The organism is Nocardia rhizosphaerihabitans (genome assembly GCF_014646295.1).
Classification (GTDB): domain Bacteria; phylum Actinomycetota; class Actinomycetes; order Mycobacteriales; family Mycobacteriaceae; genus Nocardia; species Nocardia rhizosphaerihabitans.
Window position 1 is genome coordinate 282,806 of sequence record NZ_BMNE01000006.1, and the last position, 13,735, is coordinate 296,540.

Annotated in this window: 13 protein-coding genes; 7 read left to right on the top strand and 6 right to left on the bottom strand. The window is 69.4% G+C overall.

Annotation, left to right across the window (positions count from 1 at the left end):
- The first annotated feature begins 97 nt into the window (after nucleotides 1–97).
- Nucleotides 98–1,390 (top strand): LCP family protein, encoded by a 1,293-nt coding sequence (locus tag IEY60_RS25635; RefSeq protein WP_189033028.1) that lies wholly within the window; start codon nucleotides 98–100, stop codon nucleotides 1,388–1,390.
- Nucleotides 1,391–1,396: 6 nt separating this feature from the next.
- Here IEY60_RS25635 and IEY60_RS25640 read toward each other — a convergent pair whose 3' ends face one another.
- Both IEY60_RS25640 and rpsT read right to left on the bottom strand, forming a co-directional pair.
- On the bottom strand, nucleotides 1,397–1,642 hold the full coding sequence (locus IEY60_RS25640; RefSeq protein ID WP_189033029.1) for a hypothetical protein: 246 nt from the start codon (nucleotides 1,640–1,642) through the stop codon (nucleotides 1,397–1,399).
- 100 nt (nucleotides 1,643–1,742) lie between these two features.
- Nucleotides 1,743–2,003, bottom strand: a complete 261-nt coding sequence (gene rpsT / locus IEY60_RS25645) for a 30S ribosomal protein S20 (RefSeq protein WP_019045815.1) — start codon at nucleotides 2,001–2,003, stop codon at nucleotides 1,743–1,745.
- A 391-nt stretch (nucleotides 2,004–2,394) separates the two neighbouring features.
- Between rpsT and IEY60_RS25650 the strand changes: the two genes are divergently transcribed.
- From IEY60_RS25650 to IEY60_RS25665, 4 genes are all read left to right on the top strand, one after another.
- Nucleotides 2,395–3,927, top strand: coding sequence for a circularly permuted type 2 ATP-grasp protein (locus tag IEY60_RS25650; protein ID WP_229740155.1), 1,533 nt, complete (start codon nucleotides 2,395–2,397; stop codon nucleotides 3,925–3,927).
- Between the two features lie 5 nt (nucleotides 3,928–3,932).
- On the top strand, nucleotides 3,933–4,910 hold the full coding sequence (locus IEY60_RS25655) for an alpha-E domain-containing protein (RefSeq protein WP_189033030.1): 978 nt from the start codon (nucleotides 3,933–3,935) through the stop codon (nucleotides 4,908–4,910).
- Nucleotides 4,907–5,749, top strand: coding sequence for a transglutaminase family protein (locus tag IEY60_RS25660; RefSeq protein ID WP_189033031.1), 843 nt, complete (start codon nucleotides 4,907–4,909; stop codon nucleotides 5,747–5,749). The genes IEY60_RS25655 and IEY60_RS25660 overlap by 4 nt, the downstream gene beginning before the upstream one ends.
- 66 nt (nucleotides 5,750–5,815) lie before the next feature.
- Nucleotides 5,816–6,589 carry an aquaporin gene (locus IEY60_RS25665; RefSeq protein ID WP_189033032.1) on the top strand — a complete coding sequence of 258 codons (774 nt, stop codon included), beginning with the start codon at nucleotides 5,816–5,818 and terminating at the stop codon, nucleotides 6,587–6,589.
- 60 nt (nucleotides 6,590–6,649) lie between these two features.
- On the opposite strand, the gene IEY60_RS25670 is transcribed toward IEY60_RS25665, so the two are convergent.
- Complete coding sequence (locus tag IEY60_RS25670; protein ID WP_189033033.1) at nucleotides 6,650–7,201, bottom strand: type II toxin-antitoxin system PemK/MazF family toxin; 552 nt, start codon at nucleotides 7,199–7,201, stop codon at nucleotides 6,650–6,652.
- A gap of 105 nt (nucleotides 7,202–7,306) precedes the next feature.
- Between IEY60_RS25670 and lepA the strand changes: the two genes are divergently transcribed.
- Nucleotides 7,307–9,154 (top strand): translation elongation factor 4, encoded by a 1,848-nt coding sequence (lepA, locus tag IEY60_RS25675; RefSeq protein ID WP_189033034.1) that lies wholly within the window; start codon nucleotides 7,307–7,309, stop codon nucleotides 9,152–9,154.
- A 4-nt stretch (nucleotides 9,155–9,158) separates the two neighbouring features.
- Here lepA and IEY60_RS25680 read toward each other — a convergent pair whose 3' ends face one another.
- From IEY60_RS25680 to IEY60_RS25690, 3 genes are read right to left on the bottom strand one after another with little or no spacing between them, the layout of a single operon-like run.
- Nucleotides 9,159–10,421, bottom strand: coding sequence for a sensor histidine kinase (locus IEY60_RS25680; protein WP_189033035.1), 1,263 nt, complete (start codon nucleotides 10,419–10,421; stop codon nucleotides 9,159–9,161).
- Entirely contained in the window at nucleotides 10,418–11,110 is a 693-nt protein-coding gene (locus IEY60_RS25685) for a response regulator transcription factor (RefSeq protein ID WP_189033036.1), read from the bottom strand. The genes IEY60_RS25680 and IEY60_RS25685 overlap by 4 nt, the downstream gene beginning before the upstream one ends.
- Nucleotides 11,111–11,145: 35 nt before the next feature.
- Nucleotides 11,146–11,532, bottom strand: coding sequence for a hypothetical protein (locus IEY60_RS25690; protein ID WP_189033037.1), 387 nt, complete (start codon nucleotides 11,530–11,532; stop codon nucleotides 11,146–11,148).
- Between the two features lie 280 nt (nucleotides 11,533–11,812).
- On the opposite strand from IEY60_RS25690, the gene IEY60_RS25695 reads away from it, so the two are divergent.
- A complete protein-coding gene (locus tag IEY60_RS25695; RefSeq protein WP_189033038.1) occupies nucleotides 11,813–13,717 on the top strand; it encodes a hypothetical protein in 1,905 nt (634 codons plus the stop codon).
- The last annotated feature ends 18 nt before the right edge of the window (nucleotides 13,718–13,735 follow it).

Below are 13,735 nucleotides of genomic sequence, written 5' to 3' on the forward strand. Positions count from 1 at the left end.
GAACTCCTCTGGCGGCGACGACACGCCGGGCCGCCGAACAATCGGGACCGAATCGCGATGTCTGCCCGCTCTCAGAGCTGGCACAGTTGATCATGACATGGACGACCCGACGGTTGACCGGACCGGGGAGCGCGGGCAAACTCGCCGCGCTCGCAGTTCGGCGGGCTGGTGGGCCAGGGGCGTGGTCAAGGGGATGGCGGCCGGTCTGTCGGCCGTGGTGGTCGCGGTCACCGCGTACGGATGGTCCACCGCGGGCACCTTCGACGCGGGCTTTCTACGGTCGCAGGCCATCGAAGAGGACGCGCCGCATTCGCTCGGAGGGGATCTCAACGTCCTGTTGATCGGGCTGGACACCAGGCGTGATCACAACGGCAACGAGCTGCCGCGCGAGCTGCTCGACCAGCTGCATGCCGGTGACGGGGACGAGGGCGGGTACAACGCCAATACGCTGATCCTGGTGCATATTCCGGCCGCGATGAACAAGATCGTCGCGGTGTCCATCCCGCGCGACAACTACGTGCCGGTCAGCGGCATCCCGGGCTACACCCACGCCAAGATCAAGGAGGCGTACGGGTTGAAGAAGGCCGCCGTGCAGGACCAGCTGATCGCGCGTGGCGTCACCGACCAGCGGCGGCTGGAACAGGCGGGACGGGAGGCGGGGCGGGCCTCGATCGTCAGGACCGTGCGTGAGCTGACCGGCGTGCCGATCGACCGGTTCGCCGAGGTCACCCTCGCGGGCTTCTACGATCTGGCCGCCGCGCTGGGTGGGGTGGAAGTGTGCCTGAATCATCCGGTGCGCGACCTCGAGTTCTCCGGCGCCGACTTCCCGGCCGGCCGCCAGCACCTCGATCCGGCGCAGGCGCTGGCCTTCGTGCGGCAGCGGCACGGTCTGGAGAACGGCGACCTGGACCGGACGCACCGGCAGCAGGCCTTCCTCACCTCGGTGGCCCGGCAGCTGCGTCGCGCGGGTACCCTCACCGATCCGGGCAAGCTGGGGCAGCTGATGGATGTCGCGCACCGCAATATCGTGCTGTCGGACGGCTGGAACATGACCGAATTCGTGCGCACCCTCGGCACCGCGGAGAACCCGCAGGTCGAATTCCGCACCCTGCCGGTCCTGCGCTACGACGTCGTCAACGGTCAGGACGTGAACATCGTGGACAGGCAGGCGATACGCCGCGAGATCGCCGCCGCGTTCGGGATGCCCGTCCCCGCCGCCACGACGACCCGGCGCACGGCGGCGCGGACCGAGCCGCCCGCCGCCTGGCCGGGGGAAACATCCACGGGCGCCTGGCAGACCGGCACGACCACGCCGGTGCCGGGGACTCCCGACGCGGGCAAGCCGGTCCGCAGCGACATCACCTCGGGGCAGATCCCCTGCGTGAACTGAGCCCGATCAGTCGCCGACGGCGGCGAGCTGCTCCTCGTCGTCCTCGAGGTCCTCGTAGCGGCCCTCCCACTCCTCGTAGAGCGGGACCTCGTCCTCCCTGGTGACGATCCACGCGGCCGTGAAGCCACCGTCCTCGTCGGGCACCATCACGTTCTCGATCTTGAGACCGATCCCCAGGATCTCCGCAGCGCGGATCACCTCGGCCAGGTCGTCGCCTCGTACCACCGTCTGATTCGCGTACACCGTCAACATGCGCGGAATGGTAGCCGACGACAAAAGCCGCCGTGGTCATCGAGGCCACGGCGGCTGCGTCTTGCGAAGTATTGCTGAGCGGGTACCAGGCCCGCTCCGATCAGATCTTGTTCAGAGCCAGCGCGAGCGCGGACTTCTTGTTGGCCGCCTGGTTGGCGTGGATGACGCCCTTGGAAGCGGCCTTGTCGAGCTTGCGGCTCGCGAACTGCAGCTGCTCGGCAGCCTTTTCCTTGTCACCGCTGGCGGCAGCTTCACGGAAGTTGCGGATCGCGGTGCGCAGCGCGGACTTGACCGACTGGTTGCGCTTGCGCGCCGCCTCGTTGGTACGGATCCGCTTCATCTGGGACTTGATGTTGGCCACGCCTGTATCCTCTGGTTTCCTGTCGCTGGGTGGTATGTCTTGAAAGCTCGTCGGGCGCGCGCCCACGATGCAGCAGATGGTGCTGAACTACGGGTAACACCGCGCCGAAGATCGAGGTTACCAGCTCGGCACCGCCGGGCGAAATCGGGCATCGACCGCACGGTCGTGCGCCCTACCGGATTTCACCCGTTTCAGGTGATGCAAGAAATTTACCTGTGTCTCACACGGCCTTGCTGCCGGGTGATGCACAGTTTTTCTCATGACCTCCACCACAGCGCCGAGTTCGGCTCGATCCGCATCACCGGCGTTGGTGCGAACGAACGGTCACCCGGTCCACACCGGTTTGTTCGCGGGGTACGGTCCCGGCCGCTTCGCCGACGCCTTCGACGAGATGTTCGACGCGGCGGGCCGGGTACGGGCTCCGTACAAGGGCATCCATGCCGCGATGGCGGCCAACGACGTCGGCGATCTGGCCAAACGCTCCGACGCGCTGGACCGGGCGTTCATCGACCAGGGCATCACCTTCTCGCTGTCCGGGCAGGAGCGGCCGTTCCCGCTGGATCTGGTGCCGCGGGTGATCGCGGCCGCGGAGTGGGCCAAGCTCGAACGCGGCATCAAGCAGCGGGTGACCGCGCTGGAGTTGTTCCTGGCCGACGTCTACGGCGAGCAGAACATCCTGCGCGATCAGGTGATCCCCAAGCGGCTGGTCACCTCGTGCGAGCACTTCCATCGCGAGGCCGCGGGCCTGGTCCCGCCGAACGGGGTGCGCATCCACGTCTCCGGCATCGATCTGGTGCGCGACGAGCGCGGCGACTTCCGCGTGCTCGAGGACAACCTGCGCTCGCCGTCGGGGGTGTCCTATGTGATGGAGAACCGGCGCACGATGGCCAGGGTCTTCCCCGATCTGTTCTCCTCGCACCGGGTGCGGGCGGTCGGCGACTATCCCGCCCATCTACTCCGGGCGCTGCGGGCTTCCGCGGCGCCGAACGAGGCCGACCCGACCGTGGTCGTGCTCACCCCCGGTGTGCACAACTCCGCCTACTTCGAGCATTCGCTGCTGGCCAGGCAGATGGGTGTGGAGCTGGTCGAGGGCCGCGACCTGTTCTGCCGCGACAACGTCGTCTACATGCGGACGACGGCGGGCGAGCGGCAGGTCGACGTGATCTACCGGCGCATCGACGACACCTTCCTCGACCCCATGCACTTCCGGCCGGACTCGGTGCTCGGCATCGCCGGCGTCCTCAATGCCGCCCGCGCGGGCAATGTGGTGATCTCCAGCGCGGTCGGCAACGGCGTCGGCGACGACAAACTCATCTACACCTACGTGCCGACGATCATCGAGTACTACCTCGGCGAGAAGCCGATCCTGCCCAATGTCGACACCTTCCGCTGCTGGCTCGACGACGAACGCGAGGAGGTGCTCGACCGGGTCGGCGAGCTGGTGGTCAAGCCGGTCGAGGGGTCCGGCGGCTACGGCATCGTCATCGGGCCCGATGCGACGCCGCGCGAGCTGGAGACGATCCGGCGCAAGATCAAGGCCGACCCGCGCGGCTGGATCGCCCAGCCGGTGGTGCAGCTGTCCACGGTGCCGACCAAGATCGGCAACGACCTGGCGCCCCGGCACGTGGACCTGCGCCCGTTCGCGGTCAACGACGGTGAGGACATCTGGGTGCTGCCCGGCGGGCTCACCAGGGTCGCGCTGCCCGCGGGCTCGCTGGTGGTGAACTCCAGCCAGGGCGGCGGCAGCAAGGACACCTGGGTACTGGCAGGCCGGTCCGGCGGCGACCGGGAGCTGGCCGGCCCCGAACTGGTCAGTGATCCGCCGCAGGCCGATTCGTTCGAGATCGGCCGCGAGCTCAGCGCGCCGCAGGCCAATCAGCAACAGCAGCAACAACAACAGACGCAGCGGCTGATCGGGGACTGACACACATGCTTGCTCGTAACGCCGAATCCCTCTTCTGGATCGGCCGATACGTCGAGCGCGCCGACGACACCGCGCGCATCCTCGACGTCGCCGTGCACCAACTGCTCGAAGACGCCACCGTCGACGCCGACCGCACCTCGCGCGTGCTGCTGAAGGTGCTCGGCATCGAACCACCCGAAGGCCTGCGCCTGGACGTGTGGTCGGTGACCGACCTCGTCGCGTTCAGCCACGACCACGGCGTCTCGATCAGCGACTCGATCGGCAAGGCCCGCGAAAATGCCCGTGGCGCACGCGAAGTCACCTCCAGCGAGATGTGGGAATGCCTCAACGCCACCTACAACGGGCTGGCGGCGGCGGAGAAGGCGGCGCGCGGCCTCGGCCCGCACGAGTTCTTCTCCTACATCAAGGACCGGGCCGCGATGTTCACCGGACTGACCGACTCGACGCTCTCCCGCGACGACGGCTACCGGTTCCTGCTGCTGGGCCGCTCCATCGAACGCGTGGACATGATGGTGCGCCTGCTGCTCTCGCGCGCGGGCGACCGCACCTCCTCGCCCGCCTGGGTGACGGTGCTGCGTTCGGCGGGTGCCCACGACACCTATCTGCGCACCCACCGCGGTGCACTCGACGCGGCCAGGGTCGCCGAATTCATCCTGATCGACCGGCTTTTCCCGCGCTCGGTGTTCCACACGCTGCGCGTCGCCGAGGCCTGCCTGACCGAGCTCGACCAGCGGCCGGGCAGTCGCGTCGGCGCGCGGCACGAGGCGCAGCGCGTGCTCGGCCGGGCCCGCAGCGAACTCGAATTCCTGCCGCCCGGTGTGCTGCTGGAGGACCTGCAGAACCGGCTGCTCGCGCTGCAGAAATCGTGCCGCGAGGTGAGCGAGGCCGTGTCACGCCAGTACTTCCATGCCGCACCGTGGGTGGCGTGGACCGATGTGCGCAGCAGCTCCGACGGGCGTGTGCAGGTGGAGGGGGAGCTGTGAGCTGGCGGATCAGGGTGGTGCACACCACCGGGTATGTCTACGCCGCGCCGGTGACGCGGTCGTTCAACGAGGCCAGGCTGACCCCGCGCGCGGACAGCAGGCAGAACGTGATCCTCAATCGCGTCGAAACCGTGCCCGCCACCAGGTCTTATCGCTACACCGACTACTGGGGCACCGCGGTCACCGCGTTCGACCTGCACGCGCCGCACACCGAACTGGAGGTCACCGGGTCGTCGGTGGTGGAGACCGAGCCGTTCGCCGAACCGACCGAGGAACTGACCTGGGACGAACTGCGCGGCGGGCGGATCGTCGATCGCTTCGACGAAATGCTCAGTCCTACCGCCTATGTGCCGCGTGACCGCAAGCTCGCGACCGTCGCCCGGCAGCTCTCGCGTGGGGAGGAGCCGGCCAAGGCGGTGGTGCGCGCCGCCGAGTGGGTGCACAAGGAAATGGACTACATCGCGGGCACGACCTCGGTGCATACCTCGGCGGTGGAGGCCTTCGCCGAGCGGCGTGGCGTCTGCCAGGACTACGCGCATCTGACGCTGGTGTTGTTGCGCAGCATGGGAATTCCCAGCCGGTACGTCTCCGGGTATCTGCATCCGAAGCCGGGGGCGGGGATCGGCGAGACGGTCGCGGGGCAGTCGCATGCTTGGGTGGAGGCCTGGACCGGGCAGTGGTGGGGCTACGACCCGACCAACAATCTGGCCGTCAACGAGCAGCACGTCTCGGTCGGGGTAGGCCGCGATTACGCGGATGTGCCACCGCTGAAAGGTGTCTTCTCCGGCGGCGGCTCGACCGACCTCGAGGTCGTTGTGGAGGTCACCCGCCTGGCGTAATGTCCACTTCGCTCGTGCGGACCCCGCTCGCCGCGGGGATGATTCCTCCCGGAGAGGTGGTGGCCGATGCCCACTGCACAGGAACTCGTCGAACCCGAGGTCGTATCCGAGCCGAAGAAGTGGGCCGCCGAAGGACTCGGCACCTTCATCCTGGTGATCTGCGGCGTCGGCACGCTGGTGCTGGCGGGCGACCGGGTCGGTTCGCTCGGCGTCGCCTTCGCGTTCGGCCTGGCGCTGCTGTTCCTCGTGTACGCGATCGGGCCGATCTCGGGCTGCCACGTCAACCCGGCGGTGACGCTCGGACAGCTGCTGCTCGGCCGGATCTCGGCCGTCGGCGCCGCCGGGTATGTGATCGCCCAGCTGATCGGCGGCTTCCTGGCCGGGCTCGTGCTGTTCGCCCTGGCCAAGAATCTGCCCGCCTACGACCGGTCGGTCGACGGGCTCGGCGCCAACGGCTGGGGCGCGCACAGCCCCTCGGCGGTGCGCGGTCCGCTCGGTGAGGTCGTCGTCCAGAACGGCTACGGCCTCGCGGCGACCATCATCATCGAGGTGATGCTGACCGCGCTGCTGGTGTTCGTCGTGCTGGCCTCCACCGATCAGATCTCCGACGTCCCGCTGGCCGGGCTGTCGATCGGTGTCACCCTCACGGTGATCTACCTGGTCTCGCTGCCGATCGACAACACCTCGGTCAACCCGGTGCGCAGTCTGGCGGTGGCGCCCTATCAGGACGGGGCGATGGGCCAGGTGTGGGTGTTCATCGTGTTCCCGCTGGCCGGTGGCGCGCTGGGGGCGCTGATCTACGGGTTGATCTTCGGGCGGTCGAGGGACGTATCGAGCTAGCGGTCACCGAACGACGAAACCCCGATCCGGCACGTGCGGGATCGGGGTTTCCTGTTGTGTTCAGCTCCAGCTGTATTCGGCGACGAGCCGGTGCGCGACCAGGTCGAAGGTCTTGCGCTCGACGATCGCGCCCTCGCGCCGGATGCCGTCCTCGGGCACGTCGAGCACCCGGTCCAGCCGCACCCAGCTGGGGCGTCCGTCGTGGTCCCACGGGCCCGAGCCGATGCCGACCCAGTTGCGGTCGTGCGCGCGTTCGGCTTTGGACGACAGCATCAGCCCGAGCAGGGTCTTGCGATCGCGGCCGACGACCAGCACCGGCCGGTCCTTGCCGTTGGTGGGGTCCTCCTCGTAGGGCACCCAGGTCCACACGATCTCGCCCGGATCGGCGCGGCCGTCGAGCTGTGGGCAGTAGACGATCTGCCGGGCCCGGTGGGCGGTGGGGACCGGCGTCGACGCGGTCGGGCGGACCGCGACGGCGGGTTCCGGCTTGGCCGCCAGCGCCGCCACCAGCTTCTCTAGCAGCCGCGGCCCCTGCTTGCGCACGATCTTCGGTCCCTGCTCCTTGGCGATGACGCCGAGTTGCTTGCCGAGAGTGTTCCAACTGCTGGCCATCCCTGAAATATAACGGTGACTCGCGCTTCGGTGCACCGGTGACAGGGGGGCGATTCGGCCCATGGGACGATAGACGCAGTTCGCCGATACCCCTCGAGGAGTGGAGTGGCTTCCAGTTTTGCCGATACGACGTTCACCGATCCGTCCCGGATCCGGAACTTCTGCATCATCGCGCACATCGACCACGGCAAGTCGACCCTGGCCGATCGGATGCTGCAGCTCACCGGTGTGGTCGAGGAGCGGGCGATGCGCGCCCAGTACCTGGACCGGATGGACATCGAGCGTGAGCGCGGCATCACGATCAAGGCGCAGAACGTGCGCCTGCCGTGGAGTCTCGACGGCGAGGACTATGTCCTGCACATGATCGACACCCCGGGCCACGTCGACTTCACCTACGAGGTGTCGCGCGCGCTCGAGGCCTGTGAGGGCGCGATCCTGCTGGTCGACGCCGCCCAGGGCATCGAGGCGCAGACGCTGGCCAATCTGTACCTGGCGATGGAACGCGACCTCGCGATCATCCCGGTGCTCAACAAGATCGACCTGCCCGCCGCCGACCCGGACCGCTACGCCGCCGAGATCGCCCACATCGTCGGGTGCGAGCCCGACGACGTGCTGCGGGTGTCGGGCAAGACCGGCGTCGGTGTGGCCGAGCTGCTGAACAAGGTGATCGCCGAGGTGCCGCCGCCGGTCGGTGACGCCGACGCCCCGGCCCGCGCGCTGATCTTCGACTCGGTCTACGACACCTACCGCGGCGTGGTCACCTACGTGCGTGTGGTCGACGGCAAGCTGACCCCGCGCCAGAAGATCAAGATGATGTCCACCGGCGCGCAGCACGAGCTGCTCGAGATCGGCATCGTCTCGCCCGAGCCCAAGCCGACCCAGGGCCTCGGCGTCGGTGAGGTGGGCTATCTCATCACCGGCGTGAAGGACGTGCGCCAGTCCAAGGTAGGTGACACCGTCACCTCCGCGCGTGACGGTGCCACTTCGGCGCTGGCCGGCTACCAGGAACCGCGCCCGATGGTCTACTCGGGCCTGTACCCGGTCGACGGCTCCGACTACCCGGATCTGCGCGACGCGCTGGACAAGCTGCAGCTCAACGACGCGGCGCTGACCTACGTGCCGGAGACCTCGGTGGCGCTGGGCTTCGGTTTCCGCTGCGGCTTCCTCGGTCTGCTGCACATGGAGATCACCCGCGAGCGGCTGCAGCGCGAGTTCGGGCTCGACCTGATCTCGACCGCGCCCAACGTGATCTACCGGGTCGTCATGGAGGACGGTGCCGAGCACATCGTCACCAACCCGTCGTTCTGGCCCGAGGGCAAGGTGCGCCAGACCTTCGAGCCGGTGACCAAGTGCACCGTGATCGCGCCGAGCGAGTTCGTCGGCACCATCATGGAGCTGTGCCAGAGCCGCCGCGGCGAGCTGCTCGGCATGGACTACCTGTCGGAGACGCGCGTGGAGATGCGCTACACGCTGCCGATGGCCGAGATCATCTTCGACTTCTTCGACTCGCTCAAGTCGCGCACGCGCGGTTACGCCTCGCTCGATTACGAGGAGGCGGGCGAGCAGTCGGCCGCGCTGGTGAAGGTCGACATCCTGCTCCAGGGCGAGGCTGTCGACGCGTTCAGTGCCATCGTGCACAAGGACGCCGCCCAGGCCTACGGCAACAAGATGACCACCAAGCTGCGCGAGCTCATCCCGCGTCAGCAGTTCGAGGTGCCCATTCAGGCCGCGATCGGCTCGAAGATCATCGCGCGCGAGAACATCAGGGCGATCCGCAAGGACGTGCTCGCCAAGTGCTACGGCGGTGACATCAGCCGTAAGCGCAAGCTGCTCGAGAAGCAGAAGGAAGGCAAGAAGCGCATGAAGACCATCGGCCGGGTCGACGTGCCGCAGGAAGCCTTTGTGGCCGCGCTGTCCTCGGACGCGGCCTCGGACAAGCCGAAGGGCAAGTAACCCCTCACCCCGGCTCGGCGGTGACGCGCACCAGCAAGCGCGTCCCGCCGAGCGGGCTTTCGGTGAGTTCGGCGGTGCCGCCGTGCAATTCGGCCTGCTGCCGGACCAGGGCCAGGCCCAGGCCCGAACCGGGGGAGCCGGGGCGTTTGGCGAAGCGGTCGAAGGCGGTGGGGGACAGGTGTTCCGGTATCCCGGTGCCGTTGTCGTCGATGGTGATCTCGATCCCGTCGGCGCCGGTGCTCGCCGCTACCGCTATCTCGGTGGCGTGTCCGTGCAGGACCGCGTTGGCGACCGCATTGGTGACGATCAGCATGATGCCGCCGGGCAGGCCGGTCATCGGGACCGGGTCGCAGGCGGTCAGCGTGATGTCGACGCCGGGTTGCGCGCGCCGGGCGTTCTGGACGGCGCGATCGAGGGTTTCGCACAGCTCGAACGGTTCGAACGCGTCCGCGTCGGTCAGCTCGCCGACGGCGAGACGTTCCAGATCGGTGAGTGTGCGCTCGATCTGGCGTTCGGCGGCCAGCACGTCGGCGAGGACGGCCCCGCGCTGGTCGGCGGGGAGCTCGTCACCGGCCAGGACCTGCAGGTCGGTGCGCATCGCGGTGAGCGGGGTGCGCAGTTCGTGCGCGCAGACCGCGGCGAAATCGCGGGCGCCCGCCAGTGCCTGTCTGGTCTCGCCGTGCGCGGTCTCGAGTCGTGCCAGCATCCGGGTGATCGCGTCGGAGAGTTCCTCGGCTTCTCTGGCGCCGCGGCCCGACAGTGGTGGGAGCTCGTCGAGGGTGTCGATCTCGTGGGTGGCGGTGGCCAGCCTGCGTAGCGGTCGCGCGGCGAAACCGGCCAGCACCCAACCCAATCCGGCGGCCACCAGCACACCGGCCACGCCGATGCCGAGGCCGATCAGCTGGCTACGGGTGATCGCGGCGTCGACGAGGTCGCGATCGGGATTCAGCCGGACCAGCAGGCCGGGCGCGCCCTGGACCTGAGCCAGCGCGGGGTCGGACGGCACGCCCATCGGCGGCCCTGGCAGCGCGGTGGCATCGGGGAACGGGCGCAGCTCCGTCGGTACCGGAATCGGCAGGGCGGGAACACCGTCGAGGCGCTCGGCCACCTGGACGTGCATCGTCGACACGGTCTGATCGAGTTGCCGGGTGCCCGCCACCTTCAGCAGCGCCGCGTAGGTGAGGCCGAGGGTGATCGCCACCAGCGCGGCCACCACCGCCGACACCACGGCCACCCGCATCCGCAGCGACCACGACCCGGTGCTCACGGGCGCTCGCGCAGGACGAAACCCACGCCGCGCACCGTGTGCACGACCCGCGCGACGCCACCGGTCTCGAGCTTGCGCCGCAGATACGAGACGAACACGTCGACCACGTTCGTATCGGTGGCGAAGTCGTAACCCCAGACGGCGGACAGGATCTGCTCGCGCCCGAGCACGATGCCCACATTGTCGGCGAGCATCGCCAGCAGCTCGAACTCCCGTTTGGTGAGCTCGACCTGCTGTCCGCCGGCGTGCACCCGGTGCCCGGCCAGATCGATGTCCACCTCGCCCACCCGCACCGTCTTGCCCTGCGGCACAGCGGTTGCGGTACTGCGCCGCAGCAGCGCGCGCAGCCGGGCGACCAGCTCGCCCAGGTCGAACGGTTTGGTGAGGTAGTCGTCGGCGCCGCGCTCGAGTGCGGCGATCCGATCGCTCACCGCGCTGCGGGCGCTGAGCACGCAGATGGGGATGTCGTTGCCCATCGCCCGCAAGGCGGTGACCACGCCGACGCCGTCGAGCTCGGGCATGTTCACGTCGAGGACCATGGCGTCGGGTGCGGCGGAACGCACCAGGGCGAGCGCTCGCGCGCCGTCACCGGCGGTGACGACGTCGAAGCCCGAGAGTTCGAGGCCGCGCCGCAGCGACGCCAGCACCCTGACCTCGTCGTCGACGACCAAGATCTGCTGTCCGGTCATCCGCCCACCCTAGTGCGATCCATTGTTTCTCCTGGTCAGCGCGCGTGCGGCGGGCGGATCACCACGACGCCGCCCGGTGCGTCGCCGCGCTCGACGCGCTCGCAGCCGCCCTGCAGCTCTACGTTCGGATCACCCGGCCGCGCGGGCAGCGCGGGCAGCGCGGGCAGCGGTGTGGCGGGCTCGCCCTGGAAGTGCTCGAAGTGGATGCGCGTTCCCGGCGCCGCGCCGTTGGGCAGCAGCGGCCGGTCGGGCGCGCCGGGCGCGGAGCAGAGGATCAGCGTCCGCTCGGGCCCGATCTCCCTGGTCACGGCGGGATCGGCGGTCGCGGCGCCGGCGACGCCCGCGATGGTGCCGGTCAGCAGTGCGACGCCGCCGACGAGGGCTACGGCGCGGGCACGGCGGCGTGGGGTGATGACGGTCATGGTCTTCGACTCCTCCGGTGGGGATTTCGGCCGGTCGGCTCGACCGGCGAAACCGACGCTAAGCAGCCGATCTTCACGCTCCGTTGAGCAATCGTTAGAGTTCTCTTGGGATCGCGACCCCCCGATTCCGCTGGGTCGCCGAAATACGTTGCTCGCCATAAGGTGGTACCCACCGTTCTGGTCGAAACGACAGTTCGGTGTTCCGGTAATAGTGTTGGATGATCTTCACTTCGCCTCGACCGTTGTGGGGGCCGACAGTGATGCGAGTGTTGGAGCATTGATGACGCGTGATCTGGGTTTCGATGAGGGTGCCGCGCGCGCAGAAGGGGCCGATACCGCCTACCGCGTCGCCAACGGCGTCGCCCGGGTAGCTCGCGCGGGCGCCTACGTCACCGGTGGCGCCCTGGTCGCCGCGAACGGCACCAACACCAGCAACGCAGACAGCAACGCCGACAGCCGCTACGCGGGCTGGTCCTCGCAGGTCCCCGCCGACCCCAGCCCGGACGCGCCGAGCCCCGTCGTGACGTTCCCCGACCTCGCGGATCTGCCCGCGCCCGTGCCCGTCGCGCCGCCCGCCCCGTTCGCCGCGCACCCGCCCGCCGCGCCCGACGTCTCGATGGTCGCGCGATCCACCGAATCCGAGCGGCGCCCGGAGATTCCCGGCTCCGACGGCGACACCGACATCCGCATCCCCGGCGCCGGCGACAATTCGTCCGGCTTCGGTCTCCCCGGCTACGCGCCCGCACCGGCCAGGCCCGGCCTCGGCTTCGGCGACGACGAGGACAGCCAGCTCGGCCTGCCGAACTCGCCCGGCTTCGGCCTGCCCGGCCACGGCATCGGCATCCCCGGCTTCGACGGGCTGCCCGGCAACGGTGTCGGAATCCCCGGCTTCGACGGCATCGGCCTGCCCGGTGGACCCGGCGCCCTGCCCGGCGCGGGCGGTTCGCTGCCCGCCGACGGACCGTTCGACGGCATCGGCGACATGTTCGACGGGTTCGGTGCCATGGTGAACACCGAATGGCAGGTCGACGCGCACGTCGGCCTCGACGGTGTGTGGTTCACCTCGCAGATGAAGGTCACCGGCCAGGTCGGCCAGGTCGGCGATCAGCTCGACGACTACGGCAAGTGGCTCGGCGACGGGCTGAAGGTCCCCGGCGACACGACCGGCGGCGCCACGGGCGGCGGCATGACCTCGCCCACCGGACCCAGCCTGCCCGGTTCCTCGTCCTCCGGCGTCGGCCTGCCCGGCACGACCACCGCGCCGTCGGGCGTGGCCCCCGCTCCCGCACCGGCGCCCGCGCTGGCACACACCCCCGTGACCGCGCCTGCCCCGGCACCCGCGCCGATCGCGCCCGCCCCGGCTCCGGTCGCGCCCGTCGCGCCCGCGCCGGTCGCCACCAGCCCGGTGGTCAGCACGCCGCTGCAGACGACCATCCAGCCCGATGCCGCGTCGACGCCGATCGCCAACGTCTTCGGCGGTGCGGGCGCCGCCTCGCCGCTGACCGCGCCCGCCGCCTCGGTGCCCGCGCTGTTCGCGCCCACCAAACCCGTTGTGGTGCCGGATGTCACCGGTGGCAGCTCCCCGTCGACGGTCCCGGTGACGGTGCCGTCCAAGCAGCCGACGGTCGACCTCGACACCCCGACGACGGTGAAGCTGCCCGATCTGCCCAAGCCGACGACGGCCCCCACGATGCCGGAGATCACCAAGCAGCCCCAGGTCACAGTGCCGCCGACCGCGGGGAACGGTGGCACCAAGCCGACCTTCCCTGACGACGATGTGGTCACCAAGCCCGGCACCACCGGTGGCGTCACGGCGCCCTCGACCAACCCGAGCACGCCGACCGTCGACGTCCCGGACCCCACCGTCTCGCAGCCGACGGCGACCGTGCCCACCCAGCAGCCGACCGCGCCGACCCAGCAGCCGACGATGCCGACCAAGCAGCCGACCGTCGACATCGATCCGCCGACCGTGGTCACCCCGCCGCCGGTGGTGACCGTGCAGCCGACCGTGGCCCCGGTGAAGCCGCCGGTCATCGACACCAAGCCGATCGCCGCCGAGTTCGATCATCAGCCGGACAGCTACCATGGCGTGTCGGCCGGACTGTTCGATTCCGGGGTGGGCGGCGCCGATCTTTCGGGTGCCGTGTTTCCCGCCGAACAGCATGGGTATGACTTCGTCATCTGACGACCAGGTCGTCTGACC